The sequence below is a fragment of the Rhizobium sp. IY2 genome, assembly GCF_047532935.1.
In the GTDB taxonomy this organism is placed as follows: Bacteria; Pseudomonadota; Alphaproteobacteria; order Rhizobiales; family Rhizobiaceae; genus Rhizobium; species Rhizobium anhuiense.
This window is the reverse complement of record NZ_JBLKNU010000008.1, coordinates 168982-189982: the sequence shown is the minus strand read 5'-3', so window position 1 is coordinate 189982 and position 21001 is coordinate 168982. Positions and strand designations below refer to the sequence as shown.

Annotated in this window: 21 protein-coding genes, 1 tRNA gene and 1 pseudogene; 15 read left to right on the top strand and 8 right to left on the bottom strand. The window is 61.9% G+C overall.

What is annotated here, in order from left to right; all coding sequences use genetic code 11:
• The first annotated feature begins 73 nt into the window (after positions 1 to 73).
• Genes lepA through ACMUVN_RS23205 form a run of 3 tightly spaced genes read left to right on the top strand, consistent with a single transcriptional unit; the run spans position 74 to position 2494 of the window.
• Positions 74 to 1906 (top strand): translation elongation factor 4, encoded by a 1833-nt coding sequence (lepA, locus tag ACMUVN_RS23215; protein WP_028757881.1) that lies wholly within the window; start codon positions 74 to 76, stop codon positions 1904 to 1906.
• 58 nt (positions 1907 to 1964) lie between these two features.
• Positions 1965 to 2195 (top strand): type II toxin-antitoxin system CcdA family antitoxin, encoded by a 231-nt coding sequence (locus ACMUVN_RS23210; RefSeq protein WP_047617515.1) that lies wholly within the window; start codon positions 1965 to 1967, stop codon positions 2193 to 2195.
• The gene (locus ACMUVN_RS23205) at positions 2195 to 2494 is read left to right on the top strand and encodes a CcdB family protein (protein WP_097543152.1); all 300 of its coding nucleotides are present in this window, start codon (positions 2195 to 2197) and stop codon (positions 2492 to 2494) included. The genes ACMUVN_RS23210 and ACMUVN_RS23205 overlap by 1 nt, the downstream gene beginning before the upstream one ends.
• A gap of 4 nt (positions 2495 to 2498) precedes the next feature.
• Here the strand turns inward: ACMUVN_RS23205 and ACMUVN_RS23200 are convergent, their stop codons facing one another.
• Positions 2499 to 2951, bottom strand: coding sequence for a GFA family protein (locus ACMUVN_RS23200; protein ID WP_028757882.1), 453 nt, complete (start codon positions 2949 to 2951; stop codon positions 2499 to 2501).
• A gap of 112 nt (positions 2952 to 3063) precedes the next feature.
• Positions 3064 to 4497, bottom strand: coding sequence for an MFS transporter (locus tag ACMUVN_RS23195; RefSeq protein ID WP_210212252.1), 1434 nt, complete (start codon positions 4495 to 4497; stop codon positions 3064 to 3066).
• A gap of 114 nt (positions 4498 to 4611) precedes the next feature.
• Between ACMUVN_RS23195 and ACMUVN_RS23190 the strand changes: the two genes are divergently transcribed.
• Positions 4612 to 5088 (top strand): winged helix-turn-helix transcriptional regulator, encoded by a 477-nt coding sequence (locus tag ACMUVN_RS23190; RefSeq protein ID WP_127431539.1) that lies wholly within the window; start codon positions 4612 to 4614, stop codon positions 5086 to 5088.
• A 54-nt stretch (positions 5089 to 5142) separates the two neighbouring features.
• On the opposite strand, the gene ACMUVN_RS23185 is transcribed toward ACMUVN_RS23190, so the two are convergent.
• Together ACMUVN_RS23185 and ACMUVN_RS23180 are read right to left on the bottom strand one after the other, a co-directional pair.
• Positions 5143 to 5691 (bottom strand): sugar O-acetyltransferase, encoded by a 549-nt coding sequence (locus tag ACMUVN_RS23185; RefSeq protein WP_127431538.1) that lies wholly within the window; start codon positions 5689 to 5691, stop codon positions 5143 to 5145.
• Positions 5692 to 5703: 12 nt separating this feature from the next.
• Positions 5704 to 6441 carry a type 1 glutamine amidotransferase gene (locus tag ACMUVN_RS23180; RefSeq protein WP_127431537.1) on the bottom strand — a complete coding sequence of 246 codons (738 nt, stop codon included), beginning with the start codon at positions 6439 to 6441 and terminating at the stop codon, positions 5704 to 5706.
• Between the two features lie 130 nt (positions 6442 to 6571).
• Here ACMUVN_RS23180 and ACMUVN_RS23175 point away from each other — a divergent pair, with 130 nt between their 5' ends.
• The gene (locus tag ACMUVN_RS23175) at positions 6572 to 6865 is read left to right on the top strand and encodes a SelT/SelW/SelH family protein (RefSeq protein WP_028756410.1); all 294 of its coding nucleotides are present in this window, start codon (positions 6572 to 6574) and stop codon (positions 6863 to 6865) included.
• A gap of 28 nt (positions 6866 to 6893) precedes the next feature.
• On the opposite strand, the gene ACMUVN_RS23170 is transcribed toward ACMUVN_RS23175, so the two are convergent.
• A complete protein-coding gene (locus ACMUVN_RS23170) occupies positions 6894 to 7307 on the bottom strand; it encodes a BA14K family protein (protein ID WP_097543148.1) in 414 nt (137 codons plus the stop codon).
• Between the two features lie 168 nt (positions 7308 to 7475).
• Here ACMUVN_RS23170 and ACMUVN_RS23165 point away from each other — a divergent pair.
• Together ACMUVN_RS23165 and ACMUVN_RS23160 are read left to right on the top strand one after the other, a co-directional pair.
• Positions 7476 to 7562 (top strand) — tRNA-Leu (locus ACMUVN_RS23165).
• A 240-nt stretch (positions 7563 to 7802) separates the two neighbouring features.
• On the top strand, positions 7803 to 8084 hold the full coding sequence (locus ACMUVN_RS23160; RefSeq protein WP_097543147.1) for a poly(hydroxyalkanoate) granule-associated protein: 282 nt from the start codon (positions 7803 to 7805) through the stop codon (positions 8082 to 8084).
• 563 nt (positions 8085 to 8647) lie between these two features.
• On the opposite strand, the gene ACMUVN_RS23155 is transcribed toward ACMUVN_RS23160, so the two are convergent.
• Entirely contained in the window at positions 8648 to 8944 is a 297-nt protein-coding gene (locus tag ACMUVN_RS23155) for a DUF982 domain-containing protein (RefSeq protein WP_028756405.1), read from the bottom strand.
• A 199-nt stretch (positions 8945 to 9143) separates the two neighbouring features.
• Between ACMUVN_RS23155 and ACMUVN_RS23150 the strand changes: the two are divergent.
• Positions 9144 to 9269: pseudogene (locus ACMUVN_RS23150) on the top strand (glutamine--scyllo-inositol aminotransferase); the annotation flags it as partial.
• A 36-nt stretch (positions 9270 to 9305) separates the two neighbouring features.
• Here the strand turns inward: ACMUVN_RS23150 and ACMUVN_RS23145 are convergent.
• Positions 9306 to 9635 (bottom strand): hypothetical protein, encoded by a 330-nt coding sequence (locus ACMUVN_RS23145; RefSeq protein ID WP_028757897.1) that lies wholly within the window; start codon positions 9633 to 9635, stop codon positions 9306 to 9308.
• 57 nt (positions 9636 to 9692) lie between these two features.
• Positions 9693 to 11306 (bottom strand): GumC family protein, encoded by a 1614-nt coding sequence (locus ACMUVN_RS23140; RefSeq protein ID WP_168332491.1) that lies wholly within the window; start codon positions 11304 to 11306, stop codon positions 9693 to 9695.
• A 135-nt stretch (positions 11307 to 11441) separates the two neighbouring features.
• On the opposite strand from ACMUVN_RS23140, the gene ACMUVN_RS23135 reads away from it, so the two are divergent.
• From ACMUVN_RS23135 to ACMUVN_RS23105, 7 genes are all read left to right on the top strand, one after another.
• Complete coding sequence (locus ACMUVN_RS23135; protein WP_127431530.1) at positions 11442 to 12491, top strand: glycoside hydrolase family 5 protein; 1050 nt, start codon at positions 11442 to 11444, stop codon at positions 12489 to 12491.
• A 2-nt stretch (positions 12492 to 12493) separates the two neighbouring features.
• On the top strand, positions 12494 to 13774 hold the full coding sequence (locus ACMUVN_RS23130) for a hypothetical protein (protein ID WP_063474854.1): 1281 nt from the start codon (positions 12494 to 12496) through the stop codon (positions 13772 to 13774).
• A gap of 168 nt (positions 13775 to 13942) precedes the next feature.
• Positions 13943 to 14959 (top strand): acyltransferase family protein, encoded by a 1017-nt coding sequence (locus ACMUVN_RS23125; RefSeq protein ID WP_028757900.1) that lies wholly within the window; start codon positions 13943 to 13945, stop codon positions 14957 to 14959.
• Positions 14960 to 15221: 262 nt separating this feature from the next.
• On the top strand, positions 15222 to 16106 hold the full coding sequence (gene purU, locus ACMUVN_RS23120; protein WP_028757901.1) for a formyltetrahydrofolate deformylase: 885 nt from the start codon (positions 15222 to 15224) through the stop codon (positions 16104 to 16106).
• A 117-nt stretch (positions 16107 to 16223) separates the two neighbouring features.
• Positions 16224 to 19151 (top strand): aminotransferase, encoded by a 2928-nt coding sequence (locus tag ACMUVN_RS23115; protein WP_168332493.1) that lies wholly within the window; start codon positions 16224 to 16226, stop codon positions 19149 to 19151.
• A 522-nt stretch (positions 19152 to 19673) separates the two neighbouring features.
• Positions 19674 to 19868: a hypothetical protein gene (locus ACMUVN_RS23110; protein ID WP_003544544.1), complete on the top strand. Its 195-nt coding sequence runs from the start codon at positions 19674 to 19676 to the stop codon at positions 19866 to 19868.
• Positions 19869 to 19997: 129 nt separating this feature from the next.
• Positions 19998 to 20993, top strand: coding sequence for a P1 family peptidase (locus ACMUVN_RS23105; RefSeq protein ID WP_168332494.1), 996 nt, complete (start codon positions 19998 to 20000; stop codon positions 20991 to 20993).
• Positions 20994 to 21001 lie beyond the last annotated feature (8 nt).

The window sequence follows — 21001 nt, the reverse complement described above, 5'->3', positions numbered from 1 at the left end:
GCGTCCGACAAGCTGCAAAATAGCGTAAACAGCGGGCTAATTACCGCTTTGCGGCAAGGGGCGGCGCTGCTATATGGCGCGCATGAGCACCAATTCGACTACTCCGCTTTCCCATATCCGCAACTTTTCGATCGTGGCCCATATCGACCACGGCAAATCGACGCTGGCCGACCGCCTGATCCAGACGACGGGCGGGCTTGCCGAGCGCGAAATGTCCGAGCAGGTGCTCGACAATATGGATATCGAGCGCGAGCGCGGCATCACCATCAAGGCCCAGACCGTGCGCCTGCACTACCAGGCAAACAATGGCGAGAAATACATTCTCAACCTGATCGACACGCCCGGCCACGTCGACTTCGCCTATGAAGTCTCGCGGTCGCTGTCGGCCTGCGAGGGTTCGCTGCTCGTCGTCGACGCCAGCCAGGGCGTCGAAGCGCAGACGCTCGCCAATGTCTATCAGGCGATCGACAACAACCACGAGATCGTCACCGTCCTCAACAAGATCGACCTGCCGGCCGCCGAACCCGACCGCATCAAGGAACAGATCGAGGAAGTGATCGGCATCGACGCCTCGGAGGCGGTGCTGATTTCGGCCAAGACCGGCCTGGGCATTCCCGATGTGCTGGAAGCGATCGTCCACAAGCTGCCGGCGCCGAAGAGCCCGGGCGGCGACAAGGCGCCGCTGAAGGCGCTGCTCGTCGACAGCTGGTACGACACCTATCTCGGCGTCATGGTTCTCGTGCGCATCATCGACGGCGTGCTGACCAAGGGCCAGACGGTGCGGATGATGGGCACCGATGCAAAATACCAGGTGGAGCGCGTCGGCGTGCTGACACCGAAGATGGTCACTGTCGACAGCCTCGGCCCCGGCGAGATCGGCTTCATCACCGCCTCGATCAAGGAAGTGGCCGATACCCGCGTCGGCGATACGATCACCGAGGACAAGCGGCCAACGGCCGCAGCGCTGCCGGGCTTCAAGCCGGCGCAGCCGGTGGTGTTCTGCGGCCTGTTCCCGGTCGATGCCGCCGATTTCGAGGATCTGCGCGCCGCCATGGGCAAGCTTCGCCTCAACGACGCCTCTTTCTCCTTCGAAATGGAATCGTCGGCCGCCCTCGGCTTCGGTTTCCGCTGCGGCTTCCTCGGCCTGCTGCATCTCGAAATCATCCAGGAACGGCTCGAGCGCGAGTTCGACCTCGACCTCATCGCCACCGCACCCTCCGTCGTCTACAAGATGTACATGACCGACGGCACGGAGCGCGAACTGCACAATCCGGCCGACATGCCCGATGTCGTCAAGATCTCCGAAATCCATGAGCCGTGGATCCGCGCGACGATCCTGACGCCGGACGATTATCTCGGCGGCATCCTGAAGCTTTGCCAGGACCGGCGCGGCATCCAGATCGAGCTCACCTATGTCGGCACGCGCGCGATGCTGACCTACGACCTGCCGCTCAACGAAGTCGTCTTCGATTTCTACGACCGGCTGAAGTCGATCTCCAAGGGCTATGCCTCCTTCGACTATGCGCTGACCGACCACCGCGAGGGCAACCTCGTGAAGATGTCGATCCTCGTCAACGGCGAGCCGGTCGACGCGCTGTCGATGATGGTGCACCGGACGGCCGCCGAAAAGCGCGGCCGCGACATGTGCGAGAAGCTCAAGGAGCTGATCCCGAAGCACATGTTCAAGATCCCGATCCAGGCGGCGATCGGCGGCAACGTCATTGCCCGCGAGACGATCTCGGCGCTGCGCAAGGACGTGACCGCGAAATGCTACGGCGGCGACGCCACCCGCAAGCGCAAGCTGCTCGACAAGCAGAAGGCCGGCAAGAAACGCATGCGCCAGTTCGGCAAGGTGGAGATTCCGCAGGAAGCCTTTATTGCTGCTCTGAAGATGGGCGACGAATAACGCTTCTCAACGACATTTTATGCGCATATGATCTGCGCATAAAATTGAGGAGATCGCTGTGGCTCAGCGACCAAGAAAAGCAGCAAACCTGTCCCTCGATGAAGGTCTCCTCTCCCAGGCGCGCGAACTCCAGATTAACATATCTCGGGCGGCGGAAGATGGCATCGCACAGGCAATAAAGGCCGAGCGCGAGCGGCTATGGCGTATCGAGAACGCCGAGGCTATCCGGCTGGAAAACGAATATGTTGAAAAGCACGGCTTGCCATTCGCCAAATACCGTCAGTTTTAATGGCACGCTTTCACGTCTATCGCCTTAAAAGCGGGAATGTCCTGGCCATCGATCTTCAAGCCAATCTGCTTGACGATCTGCCTTCGCGAGTCATGGTCCCGCTGCATCCGGTGCAAGAGCTGAGCTGGTCGATCTCGCGACTGAACCCACGCTTTGCCATCGAGGGTGAAACCTATGTCATGGCCACCCAGCGCATGGCATCGATCCCGACGGCGGAAATAGGAAAAATAGTCGCAGATCTATCGGGCAAAAGCGATGCCATCACCAGCGCCGTAGATTTTCTCTTCCAGGGCTTTTGAGCGTTCACCCCCTGCCCATATATTCCTTCACCAGCCCCTCATAGGCGTTCATCTCCGGCAGCGCCGCGTAGCTGTGCACCGCGCCGGTCTCGGCGAAGGACAGCTTCTCGCTTGTCCATGTCTCGATGAAGGGCGTGAACCAGCTTGGGTCGTCGAGCATGGTTGCGCGCAGATTGACGAACCAGTCCATGCCTTCCGGCCGGGTGAACATCCAGCTCATGCAATGCGGGCAGAAATAATGTTTCGTAACGCCGTGCAGGCCGCCGATCACCGGCTCGCCTTTTGTGACCTCGAAGCCTTCGCTGGGAATGGCGGCGCTCAGCGAATAGGCGCTCGCGGTCATCCTCTGGCAGCCCGTGCAATGGCAGGCCATGGTCAGCAGCGGCGGGGCGCTGATCTTCAGCCGCACCTGGCCGCAACGGCAGCCGCCTTGCATGGGTAGATTCAGTTCGCTCATGATTTTCCTCCCGTTTTGCCCTTTGATCTAGCGGAGCTTTCGCCGCTGTCGAGATGACAAGGCCACTGCGGACGGCAAGGCCGCCGCGAAATGGGTGGCCTTGTCGAGCGCCTTAAGCGACGGCTTCGCGGCGGGAGCCGTCACGGCCGCGCAAGCCCGTCGCCATCACCAGCGCGCCAAGCGCGGCGGCGGCGAGCGGCACCAGAAGGGCGACACGCAGGGATTCCAGCCGCGCTTCTGGAGAGACTTCGTCACCCAGCATATAGGCGCCGATCGCGCTGACGCCGGAAAGCCCGAGTGCGGCTCCGAACTGGGTTGCTGTATTGACCAACCCGCTGGCAAGCCCGTGCTCGTCCTCGGCAATGCCGTCGGTCGCGACGATGGTCAGCGGGCCATAGCCGAGCGCGAAGGCAAGGCCGAGCAGCAGCATCGACGGGAACATGGCGGCATAGGTCCAGTCGAAGCCCATGCGCAAGAACAGCCCATAGCAGGCAAGCGCCAGCAGGAAACCGGCGAGGATGACGCGGACATTGCCGAAGCGGTCGACAAGCCGCGGCGTCAGGATCGGCGCGACCACCGCATCGATGCCGATCGCCATCAGCGCCAGGCTCGTCTGCATCGGCGTCCAGCCGAGCAGTTCCTGCAGATAAAGCGAGGCGATGAACTGAAAGCCGAAAAAGGAGCCGGTAAACAGCAGGGCGCCGAGATTGGCGCGGATCAGCGCGGCCGAACGCAGGATCCCAAGGCGCACCAGAGGAGCGGACGAGCCGCGCTCGATCAGGATGAAGGCAAGCCAGAGCAGCGCGCTCACTGCAAAGGCGGCGATCGTCCATTCCGTACCCTCGCCCGGATTCTCGAGCCGGATGACGCCATAGGCGGCCAGCAGCATGGCGCCGGTCAGCGCGATCGCGCCTGATATATCGAATTTTCCCCGGGCGGTTCCCGCATCCCTGTCTGTGATCAGCCGAGGGCCGACGGCAAGCAGGATCGCCGCCAGCACCACCGGCGCGAAGAATACCCAGCGCCAGTCGATGGCAGCAAGCAGGCCACCGGCGACGAGGCCGAGCGAGAAGCCGGCCGAGGCCGTCGATGCATAGATCATCACCGCCCTGTTGCGCTGCGGCCCCTCCGGGAAATTGGCGGTAATGAGCGCAAGGCCTGCTGGCGTCATGAAGGCGGAGGCGGCGCCGGTGACGAAACGCGCGACAAGCAGCATCCAGCCCTCGCTCGCGAAACCACCGAGGCCGGAGAAGGCGAGGAAGATCGTCAGCGCCGTCAGGAAGACCCGCTTCTTGCCGAAGATATCGGCGGCCCGGCCGCCCAGCAGCATGAAGCCGGCATAACCCAGCACATAAGCGCTGACGACGGCGCTGAGCGTCGTTGTCGACAGGCCGAGATCGGCGCGGATCGCCGGCAGCGCGATATTGAGCATGGCGACATCGATGCCTTCGAGGAAGATCGCGCCGCAGAGCACGATCAGCGCACCGGCTACGCGGGCGTTCATGCGGCCTTCACTCGACTTGGTGGGGGAAGATGGGTTGGACATGAAATCCGTTCCTTCGGTTGACACGCTGAAACAACGGGGCGAGGCATGAAAGTTACTTTTCATGCCTCGGTTCCCTCTTGTAACCGATGCTTAGGTAAGACATGATCCGGCACCATGGAAGAAGGCACTTCAAACTCACCGAGTGACATTTGCAGCACCGGCCAGGACGACAACGTCCTGCCCGGCAAGGACGATAGCGTCCTGCCCGGCAAGGACTACGACGTCCTGCAATGGGATGCGCGCGAGGAGTGCGAGGTCCGGCAGATCCTCGACCGGATCGCCGACAAGTGGTCGCTGCTCGTCATTGCGTTGCTCGAAAAACGCACGCTTCGCTTCACTGAATTGAAGAGGAATATCGACGGCATCAGCCAGCGCATGCTGACGACGACGCTCAGGCACCTGGAGCGAGACGGCATCATCGAGCGCACCGTCTATCCCGTCGTGCCGCCGAAGGTCGATTATGCGTTGACGCCGCTCGGCTGCACCCTGCACGAGACGATCCGTTCGCTGGTGCTGTGGACCGAGCAGAACCAGGCCGGCATTATCGCCGCGCGGCAACGCTACGACGAACGGGCCAGCGATGGTCTGTAGCCGGAGAATGAATTCTGTCGGCCGTTAGGGATAGTTAATGTTGCATCGTCCGAACTACCGGATGCGGGCCGGGTTGCCGACCACGGTGGCGCCGGCCGGCACATCCCTGGTCACCACCGCGCCGGCGCCGACGATCGCGCCCTCGCCGATCGTGATGCCGCCGAGGATGATGGCGCTTCCCCCGATCCAGACTTCGTTGCCGATCGTGACCGGCCGGGCGATCTCGATGCCGGTGCTGCGAAGCGCGGCATCCTTGTGGTGCTCGGCGCAGTAGATCTGCACGCCGGGGCCGAACATGCTGCGATCGCCGATCGTCACCCGGCCGGAATCGAGAATGGTGCAGCCGGCATTGAAATAGACGCGCTCGCCGAGGGTGATGTTGATGCCGTAGGAGCAGTGAAACGGCGCTTCGATGAAGACATCCGATGCTGCCTGCGCAAACAGCGCCCTCAGGGCCGGCGCCATCGCGCCGCGCTCATCCGGCGGCATTGTATTGTGTGCGTGGACGGCCAAGCGCGCCTGCCGGCGCAAATGATCGAGCTCGTCATCGAGGCAGCAATACCATTCACCTGCCGCCATTTTCTCGCGTTCGCTCGCCGGCATGACATCACTCCCTCACGCCGAAGCCTGCGACAGAATTTCGACCTCTTGCCGTTCGATCAGGCTGACCCAGGCCCGCGCAATGGCAAGGCCGGCGGCATCGGCTGCACGCCCATGTCTTGCCGCCAGTTCGGCGTGGCTCTCCAGCCAGCCGGGGGCGATGCGCGCGATCGTCTCGGGGAATTCAGCCTTCCATTGTTCGACGACCGCTGAATTGGCCTCGAAATGGAACTGGGTGCCATAGACGGCGCGGCCGATGCGGAACGCCTGGTTTTCGGCGACGGGGCTCGAGGCAAGACGGACCGCCGCCTCGGGCAGGGAAAACGTGTCGGCATGCCATTCGAAGATGGTGAACTCGCCGCCCAGCGAAGACAGCAGCGGATCGGCCCGGCCCTCGGCGGTAACGCCGATCTTATGCCAGCCGAATTCGCGGGCGGTTCCCAGATGATTGTCGGCGCCATAGGCGCGGGCGAGGATCTGGCTGCCCAGGCAGATGCCGAGCACCGCCTTGCCGGCATCGCCGAAGCGCCGCGTAAGCCGAACGAGCTCCGGCAGATAGGCGTGTGTCTCATCATCCAGCGCGCTCTGCTCGCCGCCGAGAACGACCAGCGCATCATGGCCCACTACATCCCGCGGCAGGATGCCATCCTGCCACACCCGGAACCACTCGATGTCAGCGCCCGCCTCGTCGAGGGCCTGGGCAAGCGCGCCGAGGCCGGTATTCCTCATGTTTTCGATGACTGCGACGCGCATGGACTTTCCCTGATATGGCCGACGACGGGAAGAGATCATGCCGGCGGGCAGCACGCAAGACGCTTGTGTAAGGGGCGATTGCGCATGCGCACCACAGAGCTTAAATCTCGTCAAACGAAAGGAAATCGCCATGACCGAAAAAGCCCGTGTCTCGATCCTCTACTGTACCCAGTGCAACTGGCTGCTGCGCGCCAGCTGGATGGCGCAAGAGCTGCTGTATACTTTTTCCGACAGCCTCGGCGAAGTGGCGCTGATCCCCGGCACCGGCGGCAATTTCGAGATCCGCGTCAACGGCGATCTCATCTGGGAGCGCAAGCGCGACGGCGGCTTTCCCGGGCCGAAGGAGCTGAAGCAGCGGGTCCGCGACATCGTCGAGCCCGGCCGCGATCTCGGCCACGTCGACCGAGCCTCGCTCGAAAGCTGAGCAGAGCTCGGCGCCAGCGCGAGCGGCCTCAGCGAAAAGGCGAGCGGCAGACCCTGTAGACACCCTCATAGGTGAGGAAGTGATCCGTCCTCGGATTGTAGGAGCGGTATTCGTTGGTGCACCAGGCGATATGCTTGTTCGGATCCTTCGGCTGCACGCGGCGCACCGGCGGCGGATCATAGGTCAGTTGCGGCCGTCCGGCAGCGCCCGGCAGGTAGTAGGTCGGGCCTGCGCCCCTCGGCCGGTAATTCGGCTGGACATAGGCCGGACGATGCCATTGCTGCGGCCCGAAACCGAAGCAGCCGCGAAAATCGCAAAGCGTGGAGCCGGTGTTGAGCGGACCGACCCCTGGCTTGCCCAGCTTCAGCGAATCGGCCCCGGCGATGCCGGGTGCGAGAACAGCCAAAAGACCGGCGAGCAGAAGCGTGCGAGAAACGGCCATGATGCAATCCTTTCGGTATTTCCTTTATATAGGGCGCACCAAACGGAGCGCTATGCCCATTCTCCGGCCCTCTCCCGCATGTGATCGGCTGCTTTTTTGTCAACTGTCAGGAAAACTTCAAAAACCCAGTTGACAGTCAGGAGCCGCCCCCTTACATCGCTCTCCGTCGCCCAGATGGCGGAATTGGTAGACGCGCCAGCTTCAGGTGCTGGTACCCGAAAGGGTGTGGAGGTTCGAGTCCTCTTCTGGGCACCATTCCATTCTTGATCGCTACCAAGATCAAGGAGTTAAGCCTTTTCAGATAGGTTGCGCATTTGATGCCTTGTCACAAAGGCCAATCACGATGCGCTTAGGGCTTGGCCGCTAGATAGCTCCCAAGAACGCGCCGAAACCCTCAATTCCAGAATGCATGTCCTGCCACTCTGGAGAGCTGCCCTCCATTGACTCCCTCATCCCCAAATGCGAACATAAAGCGAACAGAATGGAGTCTTGCCAATGATCCGATACGCCGCATCCGCTGACAGCCGCCCTGAGCCTCCACAGGCCCGCGTGGTGTCAGCCGCCAAGCCGGCCCTTGAAATGCGATCCCTCACGCCGATCATTGATACAGCCGTTACCGCACCTGCGGCGGGTCTGCTACCGCCCAGCCCCGAGTCAGGCGAGATCGGCTCCGACACTCGACCGAAAACCCCCAAGCCGCCGCGCCGTGCAGCAACAAAACGCAAGCCTAAGGTCGAAGCGGACGACACTTCGCTCCAGCTTAGTTTAGATGCCTAGTCCCATGTTGCCGATGCCGGAAGCGCCGGCGCTGGAAACCTCCGCGACCCGAGGGCGAACCGCCCTCTTTTGATCTGTCGGAAATCATCAAGCCCGACAGGACATTCGCACCGCGATCATGGGAACTCCCACCATTATCTATAGAGCACTTCGGGATCCCGAAATTGGTTGCCGGATTGAAATTATTGAATATTTGCTCACGGCGAGACCGCTGAAAATGCGACGAATTTCGGAATCCCGAAGCGGGGGAATTTCGGAATCCGAAGTGGGATTTTTTCTTGGTGCGAGGCGCCAGCCTCTGTCGGCAACCATCGGCCATCGGTATCCAGCACCGTCCTATCGGGATCAGCCGCTTCTGTTCGGATCAACTGCGCCTGCTTGGCGCCCTTCGTAAAGCGGAAGGACGCACCTTCGGCACTCGGGAGACGCTCGAACGGCGGGGAGCGCAGTCTACGAACCAGGGATGCGAGGGCCGTTTCCCTTATCGGGCGATTCGCTGTATCGGCATCCGGATAGGCATCAGCGCGGCTTCGACCAACGCATGGCGGCGTGGTTCCGGCTTTTCAGGCGGCCATGTGGGGCGTCGTCTTCCCGCTGTCGGGAATAACGGTCAAAACCCCCAGGCCGGCTTCTCTGGCGGCGCTGAGGAGCAATTCCCTCAGCTCGCCCGTCTCGATCTGCCCGGTGATGGCATCGGCGCAGGCCTTTACGGCCACGACGTATTCCTCTCCATCTTCAAACGGCCAGTCCATCATCAGAACTTCGGCTGCGTCCCGGATCGTCCTGACGATCTTGTACTTTTGCCGGCCGCCGAGAAAGAGAACAAGAGGCGCAAAATCCGCCGATGTGTTCCATTGCATGGCATTTTCTCCCTGAGAGTTAGAATATTAGTAACAATGCAAGAAGAATGCCAGTGGAGGCGGAGGCGGTTTTTAGAGGTTTTGCGCGCCAGTCGCCGGGATCGTCGGCAGAGGCCGCGCAATCGCGGCCTTCGGCTTCACAACCAGGACATCTAATAAGGAGCTTTCGGCCCTGCCCGGCAGCACCCGCGAGTTGGCCGAGAACGTCAACGCCTGGAGTATTCCGAAGCGGGCGATCAACCTGTCGAGCTATCACGACATGAGCGAGGCCGATATCGAGCGGGTGGCGGCGATGCTGATCGATCTCGCGTCGACGCGGATCTGACACAACGGCACGACATTGCCGCCCGAGGAGATCCCCTCAGCGCACCGGCTGATAATGGCCGCGCAGCGGCACCTTGTCGTCCATCGAGATGAAGCCGTCGCGTTCGCAGACATACATCAGCGTCGGCATGCCGCCCGAACGGAAGATCTCATCATAACGGCGGCGGACCTGAACGGTTTCGGTGCGGCAATTATACGATTCTTCCTCCTTCTTCTCCGGCTGCGCCTTGACGCCGGGAAGACCCTTGTAGGGATAGAGGGGCTGAACGCCGGAATCGACGGATTTCGTCCAGTCGACGGCAGAGGCGGATGCCGGGGCGAGGCTCGACACGGCAACCAGCGATATCAGAATCATCAAAAGCCGCACGGAGCTCTCCTGCCGACTATGGGCGCTCTCCAGATGTAGGAAAACCGAAGACCGTCATCAAGCGGCCGAAGCCGGCGACTTCCTGAAATAACTTCTGATGACGGGATGGCCGAAGAGGCCGGCAAGGATGGCAAAACCGGCACCGACGACGAAACCGGCGAGAAAACCGCCGATGATGCCGGCAACCAGCAGGATCATCTTCCCCGGACCATCGGCCTTAACAGGCGGCTCGGCCGGCGAGATGACGCGAATGTTACTCTGGCTGAGGTTCTGCTCCTCGCTCGTCTGGCTGGAGCGTTTCAGAACCGTCTCGTAGATATCGCGCGCCGCAGTCGCCTTGCGCTGCAATTCGTTCAATTCCACCTGCTTGTCCGAGGTACTCGCCTGCAGCGCCTTCTGCACCGCAAGTTCCTTGGCGATGCTGTCTTCGGCGGCCTTTGCCTGCTCGTATTCGCCCCGTGCCGAGGTGGCGAGCCGCTGCAATTCGCCCTTGATTTCGCCTGATATGCTCTGGAGCGAGGAGCGGGCCGCCTGCAGGCGCGGATGACGCGTGCCCATCTGGCTTTCGAGGCTGCCGACGGCGGCCGCCTGGGTGGCATATTGCTGACGCAGGCTGACGAGCGGCGAGGTGACGCCGCCTTCCGTCTGGTTGCCGGCGACGATGTCCTCGACGCGGAGATTGGCGACGGCATCGGCGCGCGCTTTCGCCTGGATGGTCTTTTCCTGTGCCGTCACCAGCATCGTGTTCAACGAGACGAGCCGCTGATCGGAAATCAGATTGCCCTCGGTCGCAGCCATGTCGTTGTCGGCGCGGAAGGTTTCGACGGCCTGCTCGGCTTCCAGCACCTTCTGGCGCAGATCGTCGAGGCGTCCGTCGAGCGTCGAGGAGGTGTTTTCGTAAATGCCGTTCGAGGCGTTGTTCTCCTCCTCGGTGAAGGCGGTGACGACCTGGTTGGCAAGCCTTGCGGATTTTTCCGGATCATTCGTCGTGGCGGCAAGCGTGACGACATAGGTGCTGGCCTGGCGGGTGATCACAAGTGCTTTCTGCAGGGCGCCGATCACGGCGGCGCCATCGGTGCGGCCGCCGGTGAATTCCGGATCCTGGTCGAGCTTCATCGTCTCGACGACGCGGCGCAGCACATTGCCCGAGGTCAGGATCTGCACCTGGCTGTCGATCAGAGTCGAGATCATTTCCGGCGAGGGTCCGGAGGATTGCGCGCCGGCATCGGCAAGGCCGATCTGGCGCGGATCGAAATAGAGGCTGCTGACGGCGGTGAATTTCTGAGCGATCCGCGGTGCCACCACAGCGCCGGCAGCGGCGCCGAGCAGTGCCAGACCCAGCACGACCAGCCGCCGGCTCCAGATCGCGGCGATGCTGGAGCGGAGGTCGAGAAGCGGTGCGACAGGTGGGGAGGCTGCGTTCGACGGCGCGTCGACGACGGGCTCTCTTGCCGGCGGAGGCGGAGGCGCCGGACGCTCATATTGACGGCTTTCCGCCATGCTTGCCGGCGGCACAAAAGGGGGCGGGGTCGGTTCAGGCGCCGGACGGGCGTAATCATCCGGGCGGACGACAGGACTGCGCATGCGTACGCCTTCCGGCGCAGTCTGAGGCGGCTCATAACTGCGCCAGCCAGGGAGCCGGCTTACCCTGTTCCTGTCATACTGGTTCATACGCGCACTCGTGTCCCGCCCAGCGTGAAAGACTGAAGCCGAGGTGCTGAGACTTTAGAAATTCTTAGCTAACGGACCGTTAAAATAATCTGGAGCGACGCCGATGTTGCGATTTTCCGCGATTGCGAGGATGCCATGAGGACGACACGACATCTGACAGCGCTGCTGCTTGCGGCGGCTCTCGTCCCGTCGCCGGCCCTTGCGGTCGGGGCGCCCTGCTACCGCGGCGTCAATCTTTCCGGCGGTGAATATGGCGAGCGCGGCGGTACCTACGGCACCAACTACACCTATCCCAGTGAAGAGACGATCGGCTATTTCGCCGAAAAGGGCATGACGATCATCCGGCTGCCCTTCCGCTGGGAACGGCTGCAGCCCGCACTCGGCGGGCGGCTCGACGAGGACGAGCTCCAGCGGATCAAAGACACGATCGGCCTGATCCGCAAGCGCGGCATGGCCGTTCTGCTCGACCCGCATAATTTCGGTTATTACGACAAGACCCAGGTCGGCACGGCGCCGGCGACGGATGCCGCCTTCGGTGACTTCTGGGCGAGGCTCGCCGTCGAATTCGCCAATCAGGAGGGCATTGTCTTCGGCCTGATGAATGAACCACACGACATCAAGGCGACAGACTGGCTGGATGCGGCCAATGCCGCGATCCGCAGTATCCGCGCTGTCGGCGCGCGCAACCTCATCCTGGTGCCGGGCACAGCATGGAGCGGCGCGGCAAGCTGGGAGAAGGACGTGATCGGCGGCGCCAACGGCACTGTGATGCTCGGCGTGCGCGATCCACTGGATTTCTACGCCTATGAGGTCCACCAGTATCTCGACGCCGATTCCTCCGGAACCCATCCGACCTGCGAAGGTGCCGATGCCGCAGTCGAGGCGATCGCCGGGGTCACCGCCTGGCTGAAGCGGAACCACAAACGCGGCTTTCTCGGCGAATTCGGCGCCTCCGCCGACAAGGACTGCATGAGCGGGCTGACCGAAATCTATGCCACCATGACAGGTAATGGCGACGTCTGGCTCGGCTGGTCCTATTGGGCGGCGGGCGATTGGTGGCCCGCGAACGAGCCGTTCAACGTCCAGCCGCGAAAGGGCCCCGCGCGGCCGCAGATGCGGCTTCTCGCCCAATCGGCAAAAGCCGATGCCGGCACTTGTTCCGCCGTCAAGCCTGTGGGGAATTGACCATGGCGGTCGTCGACCAGAAGGCAGCGCCTTTTACTGCCGCCGGCAACCGGCTCGATGCTGCCGGGGCGGCGTCGCGCACCGATTACCTGGTGCTCTGGCTCGGCCTGCTCTCAGTGCTTTACAACGGCATTCTCGCCTTCATCAACCACAACATCATGCCGCTGTCGTTGACGCATGTCGCTGCCAGCGAAGGCCTGATCATGGCGAGCGCCATCATCTACATCCTGCACAAGGGGATCTACGAAACCGACCTGCCAGCCTTCCTGTTCCTGCTGTTCACGCTCGTGGTGACCATCTATGTCAGCGTCCTCAACCGCATGCTGTTCATCGATCATTTCCGCAACGTGCTGATCATCTTCTGCTTCACCGGGCTCGGCGGCTGGAGCAACGAAAGGACGATGAAGCTCGTCTTTCGCTGGGCAAGCCTCGTCGTCATGATTTTCCTGATTTTCGAGATCGTCAGCGTGCCGTTCTATGTCAGCATCGTCCATCCGTCCGACTATTTCGCCAATACGCGCGGGCTGCTGCCGCTGAGCTACAACACGACAGGCCTTTTCCAGAATGCGCTCGGCTTTCCCGAACGCTTCTCCTTCGGCATCATTGACCATCGTTCCTCCTCGATCTTCCTCGAACAGGTGTCGCTGGCCAATTTCTGCGGGGTGATCGCGGTCTACCTGATTTCGATGTGGGAGAGGCTTGGCCGCTGGGACCGGTTGCTGATGATCAGCACGGCAGTCCTGATCCTGGTGACGAACGACACGCGCACGATGCTGATCTTCTGCTTTGCCTGCATCGTCGGCTATTTCGTCTTTCCGAAGATCCCGAAGAATTTCAATCTGGCGCTGATGCCGCTGATCGTCGCCGCGGGCTTCCTCGTCTACGTGCTGAAACCCAACGCGACCGGCGACAATTTCACCGGCCGCATCAACCTGACGATGAAGAAGATCATGGAACTCGATCCGCTCGCCATCCTCGGACTTTCGGTCGACCGGGTCGCCGAGTTCGCCGATAGCGGCTATGTCTACCTGATCTATGCCGCGACGATCTTCGGCGTCATCGCCCTGTGGCTGTTCGTCTGCCTCTTTCCCGCCGGACGCACGGCGGCGCAGCGGCGCTGCGCCCATTCACTTTCTCTTTTCATTTTTCTGAATATGATGATCGGGGGAACCGCAGTCTTTTCGATGAAGATCGCCGGTCTCCTGTGGTTCGTCGTCGGATATATGCGTTTCCACGACAACCCGCGCATCCGGCAGGGTCGTCCGACAAATGTATTGAGTTGACCGCAGCGGCGCGGCTGAGACCGGCGCCCGCGCGAGCCCTAGAACAGGATGATTTTAGGCCGGATTGGCCTAAAATCTGAATCCTGTTCTAAATCAAAGAAATAGAGCATGATGTCGTCCGAAAACCGCCCACACTTTTCGGCATCATGCTAGGGAGCAAGACGCTCGATGCTTGTCCAGCTTCAATATCTGCGCGCCATCGCGGCGCTGATGGTGGTCTATTTCCATGCGATATTGCAGCTCGCCAAGGTCAATCCGGCCGTCGACGCCACCGCCTTCATCTATGGCGAAACCGGCGTCGATATCTTCTTCGTTTTAAGTGGTTTCGTGATGTGGCTGACGACGAGCGGTCGCGCAATGAGCCCGATCGATTTCGCCCGCCGGCGCATCAGAAGGATCGTGCCGCTCTACTGGCTGGCGACATTGTTTTCGGCCGCGGTGGCGCTGGTGGCCCCGTCATTGCTGAAATCGACGGTGTTCGACCTGCCGCACCTCGTCGCCTCACTGTTCTTCCTGCCATGGAGCAATCCCGCCGATCCCAGCACGATCACTCCAGTCGTCGTTCCGGGCTGGACGCTGAATTACGAGATGTTCTTCTATTTCGTGTTCGCGCTGCTGCTGCCGCTTTCGGAAGTCCGCCGCATCCCGGCGATGTTTGCCGTCTTTACCGTCATTCTGGTGGCCTGCCGGCTGCTGCCGGAATCGACGGTGACCCGGTTCTACGGCGAGCCGATCATCCTGGAATTTCTCGCCGGTGTCGTGCTCGCCTGGCTCTATGGGCAGAAGATGCTTCTGCCGAACCGCTGGGCTTGGGCGGCACTCGCCATGGGCTTTGCGTTTCTCTTCATCAACGAGGCGCTGATGCAGCCGGAAAGCCGGTTCTATGCCTGGGGAATCCCGGCGATCTTCATCATTTACGGCGCCGTCTCCATCGATTTTTCCAGGCTGCCGGTCCTGGGATGGCTGAACTATCTCGGCGACTGCTCCTACAGCATCTATATCACCCACGCCTTCACGCTCGCCTTCTTGAGGGTGGCAGCAGATCGCCTGCCGATCGGCATCCTGCAGCAGCCGGTGCTCTTCGTGATCCTCTCATTGGTGCTCTCGTCGATCGGCGGCGCGATCATCCATGAAATCACCACGCCGCGCCGGAAAGCGGCCGTGGCGAGCCGCCCGCCGGCCTAACGCGCATCGATTCTGTCAGATTCGTTTGCCGCGCTTTAGCGCTGTTTCCGTACCGAAGGCGAGAATACGCATCCAAGCGGCGCTGACGGTACAGTTTTTTGCGCAACTTCTCCTAAGCTTCAGACTTGGCAATGAGAGAACTTGCAGAAGCGTGATGGTTTCTCTTGCAATTTGTCGCAGGAATGAAAGCGCGCCGGCCTATTCGCGGCACAGGCTTTGATCTAAGCACGGCTGCGGCCTTGAAGAAGGAAGAGGGAGAGACATGAGAAACTATGTATTGACGGTATCCTGCAAATCGACGCGCGGCATCGTTGCGGCGATTTCGAGCTATCTGGCGGAGAAGGGCTGCAACATCATCGACAGCTCGCAGTTCGACGATCTCGATACCGGCAAGTTCTTCATGCGCGTCAGCTTCATTTCGGAAGAAGGGCTTTCGGGTGCCGATATCGACGCCGGTTTTACAGCCGTCGCCGCGCCCTTCGAGATGGATTACGAGTTTCACGACAGCGAGAAGCGCATGAAGGTGCTGCTGATGGTGTCGCGCTTCGGCCATTGTCTCAACGACCTGCTCTACCGCTGGAAGATCGGCGCGCTGCCGATCGACATCGTCGGCGTCGTCTCCAACCATTTCGACTACCAGAAGGTCGTGGTCAACCACGACATCCCCTTCCACCATATCCCGGTCACCAAGGCCAACAAGGTGCAGGCCGAGGCCCGGATCATGGAGGTGGCCGAGCAGACCGGCACCGAACTGATCGTGCTCGCCCGCTACATGCAGATCCTGTCGGACGAGATGTGCCAGAAGATGTCCGGCCGGATCATCAACATCCATCATTCCTTCCTGCCGAGCTTCAAGGGCGCCAATCCCTACAAGCAGGCCTATGGCCGCGGCGTCAAGCTGATCGGGGCGACGGCGCATTACGTCACCGCCGATCTCGACGAAGGCCCGATCATCGAGCAGGACACGGCGCGCATCACCCATGCGCAGTCGCCCGACGATTATGTCTCGATCGGCCGCGACGTCGAAAGTCAGGTGCTGGCGCGCGCCATCCACGCCCATATCCATCACCGCACCTTCATCAACGGCAACCGCACCGTGGTCTTCCCGGCAAGCCCCGGAAGCTACGCCTCCGAACGCATGGGTTGAGCGCGGGCAAAGAGCTACATCTCTTCTGCTGGCAAACGACAATCTCCCGTTGCCTGCCAGCAGCAAGTATTTGATTATCGCGTGAGGTAATCGAATCATGCTGCGGGAGGGGGTGTCATGACCGACGAGGTGCTGGTTGACCGCATGGCGCTGCCGCGTCCCGACGTTACCGTTGCGGATGCGGAAGAGATCCTTCTTGCCCATTACAGCCTGTCCGGCACGCTGACCGAACTCGGCAGCCAGCAGGATCGGAATTACCGCGTCGATAGCGATCGCGGTCGCTACGTCCTGAAGATCTGCCATGCTGCCTACGAGACCCGCGAGCTCGAAGCGCAGAACGCGGCGATCCATCATCTCAAAAGCAGGCAAGATGCGCCGCGCGTTCCGAACGTGATCTCCACGAATGACGGGCGGGAGATCGTCGTCCTGACCGTGCGCGGGCAGGGCTACCAGGTGCGGCTGCTCGAATATCTGGAAGGCCAGGGGCTGACGGAGCTGACCTATCTGGCGCCGGCTTCGGTCGCAGCACTTGGTGCGCTCTGCGCGAGGCTGGCCCAGGCGCTTGCCGATTTCAACCATCCCGGTCTCGACCGCAGCCTGCAATGGGATCTCCGGCGCGCCGGACCGGTCGCGGTGCAGCTGCTGTCTGCGATCACCGACAGTGCGGCGCGCGACCGGATCGCCAAGACCATGGTAATGGCCATTCGTCGCATCCAGCCGTTGGCGCCATCGCTCCGGCTGCAGGCCGTGCATCACGACGTCACCGGCGACAATGTCGTCGGTCACCGCAATACCCGTGGTCACATAGTCCCTGACGGGGTGATCGATTTCGGCGACATCATCCGCGGCTGGCTGGTCGGCGACCTCGCCGTCACCTGCGCTTCGCTGCTGCATCAGACGGATGGCGACCCTTTTCATGTCCTGCCCGCCGTCACCGCCTATCAGGCGATCTATCCGCTGACCGAGGAGGAGCTGAAGGCGCTCTGGCCATTAGTCGTCGCACGCGCCGTCATTCTCGTCGCCAGCGGCGAGCAGCAGATTTCGGTCGATCCCGATAATGACTATGTCCGCGGCAATCTCGCGCACGAGTGGGCGATCTTCGATGCGGCGATGTCCGTTCCCTTCGAACTCATGGAAGCGGCAATCCTCAAAGCGGCCGGCCTCGACGTCGCCGCCCCGGAAGCATCGGGATGGCTGCCGTTGCTGCCCGACATCGATCCCGCCGAGATCGCCTATGTCGATCTTGGGGTGCGCAGCCCGCATTTTTCCGCCGGCAACTGGTTGAATGCCGACATGGACTGGCGGCTGCTTGCCCGCGCCGCGACCGAAAACGGCACGGCGGCAACGCGCTACGGCGAATATCGGCTTTCCCGCGCGAGCCTGGGAAATGCGAAGGAACAAGCGACCTGCGCGCTGCATATCGATATCTGCCTTGCTGCAGGCAGCGCGGTTGCGGCCCCCTTTGCCGGCCGGATCGGCTGGAAGGACCAGCATCTGACGCTCGCCGGCGACAGCATCACCTTGCATCTCGATGGGCTTGACCTCTCGGTCGAGGATGGCGCCGAGGTTGCCGGCGGTGATCCGCTCGGCACGGTTTTCGGAGAGGCTTCGTCGCTCGGCGGGCTGCGTGTCCAGTTTTGCAGTGTCGCCGGTCTCGAACCGCCGCTCTTTGCCACACCGCGCGAGGCGGCGGCCTGGTCGGTGCTCTGCCCTTCGCCGTCACTCCTTCTCAGCCCCGGAGCGGATGCGCCGAAACCTGATACTGCAGGACTGCGCGCCAGGCGGCAGGCGCATCTCGCAAGGCCGCAGAAGAATTATTACGCGGCACCGCCGCAGATCGAGCGCGGCTGGCGGGAACACTTGTTCGATGTCGAGGGCCGCGCCTATCTCGACATGGTCAACAACGTCACCATTCTCGGCCATGGCCATCCCAAGTTCGCGGCGGCGATCAGCGCGCAATGGCTGCGGCTCAACACCAATTCCCGCTTTCACTATGCCGCGATCACGGAATTTTCCGAACGCCTCGCCGCCCTTTCGCCGGATGGACTCGACGCGGTCTTCCTGGTCAACAGCGGTTCGGAGGCGAACGATCTGGCGCTTCGGCTGGCGCAAGCCCATAGCGGCGCGCGCAATATGCTGTGCCTGCTCGAAGCCTATCATGGCTGGTCGGCAGCGAGCGATGCCGTCTCCACCTCGATCGCCGACAACCCGCAGGCTCTCACCACTCGGCCGGACTGGGTGCATGCTGTGGTGTCGCCGAATATCTATCGCGGCGCATTCCGCGGTGCCGATACGGCAGCGCACTATCTCAGCGCCGTAACCCCGGTGCTGGAGGCGATCGACGCCAGCGGCGACGGGCTTGCGGGCTTCATCTGCGAATCGGTCTACGGCAATGCCGGCGGCATTCCGCTGCCGGACGGTTATCTCAGGGACATCTATGCGCAGGTACGCGCCCGCGGCGGCGTCTGCATCGCCGACGAGGTGCAGGTCGGTTATTCCAGGCTGGGGCATTATTTCTGGGGCTTCGAGCAGCAAGGGGTCGTGCCCGACATCATCACCATCGCCAAGGGCATGGGCAACGGCCATCCGCTCGGCGCCGTCATTACCACGCGGGAGATCGCCCAATCGCTGGAGAAAGAAGGCGCGTTCTTTTCCTCCACCGGCGGCAGCCCCGTCAGCTGCGTCGCCGGCATGACGGTGCTCGACATCATGGCCGAGGAAGAGCTGCAGGAAAACGCCAGGACGGTCGGCGATCATCTGAAGGCGCGGCTCGCCGCGCTGATCGACCGCCATCCGATCGCGGGCGCCGTGCACGGCATGGGGCTCTATCTCGGCCTCGAATTCGTCCGCGACAGAACGACGCTGGAGCCGGCGATGGAAGAGACCGCTGCCATCTGCGACCGGCTTCTCGAACTCGGCGTCATCATGCAGCCGACCGGCGATCACCAGAATGTGCTGAAGATCAAACCGCCGCTCTGCCTCGCCATCGAAAGCGCGGATTTCTTCGCCGACATGCTGGAGAAGGTGCTCGCCGAGGGCTGGTGACACAGCGCTTCCGGCGTTAACCAAATCGGTCATTTCGAGGCGTTTCGATTTTTAATGAAATGGGCCATTGCCTGATACGGCAAGGCTTCCTATGTCTGCCGCGGTGATCGATCAAACTCTGATTCTGTCATGCGAATTTTACGAAGAGCTGATATGTTTCTTTCTGTAAGTTCGGGTTACGACGGAATGAATTTTTTCGGATCGTCGATATTTTGACACGTTTCGGAATATGTTTCTGACAGGCTATCGGGTAATCTCTACCAAGTTAGTGGATTATTGAAGACAGCCATCACCGGCCCCGGGCTCTTCCGGGACCACTCAAGTGCAACGCCAACGCAAGGAACGAGACATGATAGACATCGATATTCTCGCCGATCTGCCTGGGCGATTTGTGCTTGGCAATGACCGTCCGGGCGCCCTCTCCCGCCCGAGCTGTCGAATGTGACGTTCGTCCTCCTTTCAACGGTACCAGACAAGTCAATTCGCCATGGCTGCGCATGTCGCGCGGCAGGAGTTCTATCCATGAAGAAGCAAGTTATCGAATATGCAGGCGTTCCCGTCGGGATCGTCATTCCCGATGAAGACCGGCTGAAGTTCATCGCCGTGAAATTTCATGTCCACGACCTCGACGAGCAGCGTTTCGGCTCGCCCGACGAGGTGCGGCTGGCCATTCATGACCTGATGACCCGCCGTCATCCGAAGCCGCTTCATGCCTGAGGGCATGAGGCCACGATTGACATTCACGGCTTTTCCCGATGTCCGACCGGTCCCGCCAAATGGGGCCGGTCTTGTTTTTTGAGGGCAATTGCAGTCCTATCGGCGGCCTTTCTGCATAAGGATCCGCCCTTGCCCGATCTTCTCAACCTCATCACCGACATCGAAGGCGTTTCCGTCGGCCACGCGACCGACCTTGCGCTCGGTTCCGGCGTCACCGTCATCGTCTTCGACGAACCGGCCGTCGCCTCCGGTACCGTGCTCGGCGGGGCGCCTGGCGGGCGCGACACCGGCCTGCTCGATCCGTCGATGACCGTCAATGCCGTGGATGCCTTCGTGCTCTCCGGCGGTTCCGCCTTCGGGCTGGATGCGGCCGGCGGCGTCCAGGCGGGCCTGCGCGAACTCGGCCGCGGATTTGCCGTCGGGTCGGTGCGCATACCGATCGTGCCGCAGGCAATCCTGATGGATCTGCTGAACGGCGGCGACAAGGATTGGGGGCTCCACTCGCCCTATCGCGACATGGGCTATGCGGCATTGAAGGCAGCGGCCAAAGGCGCCTTCGCGCTCGGCACGACAGGGGCCGGCACAGGGGCGACGACCGCCACCTTCAAAGGTGGGCTCGGCTCGGCCAGCGCCGTCAGCAGCGCCGGACACCGCGTTGCAGCTGTTGTCGCGGTCAACGCGCTCGGCTCGGCAACGATCGGCGACGGTCCACATTTCTGGGCCGCACCTTTCGAAAAGGACGGCGAATTCGGCGGGCTCGGCATTCCTGCGGTGGCCGACCACCGGATGCGGCTCAAGGGCATGAACACGACCGCGACGACGATCGGCGCTGTCGTGACCGACGCGCAGCTGACCAAGGCCGAGGCGCACCGGCTTTCGCTTGCCGGCCATGACGGGTTTGCCCGGGCACTGCTGCCGGCGCACCTGCCGCTCGACGGCGACACCGTCTTTGCCGCATCGACGGCCAGGCATCGAAGAGACGACATGGCGAGCCTGATGGAGCTTTGCCATCTCGCCACCATCGTCATGGCGCGGGCGATCGCCCGTGGCGTCTACGCGGCGACCGCACTGCCGGTCGAAGGCGCGCAAAAGGCTTGGTGTGACCGCTATCCGAATGGTCATTGATTGAATAG

Bases quoted from the DNA above. Each gene is read 5' to 3' on its own strand.
- lepA (WP_028757881.1), top strand. From the start codon at position 74: ATGGCGCGCATGAGCACCAATTCGACTACTCCGCTTTCCCATATCCGC.
- ACMUVN_RS23205 (WP_097543152.1), top strand. From the start codon at position 2,195: ATGGCACGCTTTCACGTCTATCGCCTTAAAAGCGGGAATGTCCTGGCC.
- ACMUVN_RS23200 (WP_028757882.1), bottom strand. From the start codon at position 2,951: ATGAGCGAACTGAATCTACCCATGCAAGGCGGCTGCCGTTGCGGCCAG.
- ACMUVN_RS23195 (WP_210212252.1), bottom strand. From the start codon at position 4,497: ATGTCCAACCCATCTTCCCCCACCAAGTCGAGTGAAGGCCGCATGAAC.
- ACMUVN_RS23190 (WP_127431539.1), top strand. From the start codon at position 4,612: ATGGAAGAAGGCACTTCAAACTCACCGAGTGACATTTGCAGCACCGGC.
- ACMUVN_RS23185 (WP_127431538.1), bottom strand. From the start codon at position 5,691: ATGCCGGCGAGCGAACGCGAGAAAATGGCGGCAGGTGAATGGTATTGC.
- ACMUVN_RS23180 (WP_127431537.1), bottom strand. From the start codon at position 6,441: ATGCGCGTCGCAGTCATCGAAAACATGAGGAATACCGGCCTCGGCGCG.
- ACMUVN_RS23175 (WP_028756410.1), top strand. From the start codon at position 6,572: ATGACCGAAAAAGCCCGTGTCTCGATCCTCTACTGTACCCAGTGCAAC.
- ACMUVN_RS23170 (WP_097543148.1), bottom strand. From the start codon at position 7,307: ATGGCCGTTTCTCGCACGCTTCTGCTCGCCGGTCTTTTGGCTGTTCTC.
- ACMUVN_RS23160 (WP_097543147.1), top strand. From the start codon at position 7,803: ATGATCCGATACGCCGCATCCGCTGACAGCCGCCCTGAGCCTCCACAG.
- ACMUVN_RS23155 (WP_028756405.1), bottom strand. From the start codon at position 8,944: ATGCAATGGAACACATCGGCGGATTTTGCGCCTCTTGTTCTCTTTCTC.
- ACMUVN_RS23140 (WP_168332491.1), bottom strand. From the start codon at position 11,306: ATGAACCAGTATGACAGGAACAGGGTAAGCCGGCTCCCTGGCTGGCGC.
- ACMUVN_RS23135 (WP_127431530.1), top strand. From the start codon at position 11,442: ATGAGGACGACACGACATCTGACAGCGCTGCTGCTTGCGGCGGCTCTC.
- ACMUVN_RS23130 (WP_063474854.1), top strand. From the start codon at position 12,494: ATGGCGGTCGTCGACCAGAAGGCAGCGCCTTTTACTGCCGCCGGCAAC.
- ACMUVN_RS23125 (WP_028757900.1), top strand. From the start codon at position 13,943: ATGCTTGTCCAGCTTCAATATCTGCGCGCCATCGCGGCGCTGATGGTG.
- purU (WP_028757901.1), top strand. From the start codon at position 15,222: ATGAGAAACTATGTATTGACGGTATCCTGCAAATCGACGCGCGGCATC.
- ACMUVN_RS23115 (WP_168332493.1), top strand. From the start codon at position 16,224: ATGACCGACGAGGTGCTGGTTGACCGCATGGCGCTGCCGCGTCCCGAC.
- ACMUVN_RS23110 (WP_003544544.1), top strand. From the start codon at position 19,674: ATGAAGAAGCAAGTTATCGAATATGCAGGCGTTCCCGTCGGGATCGTC.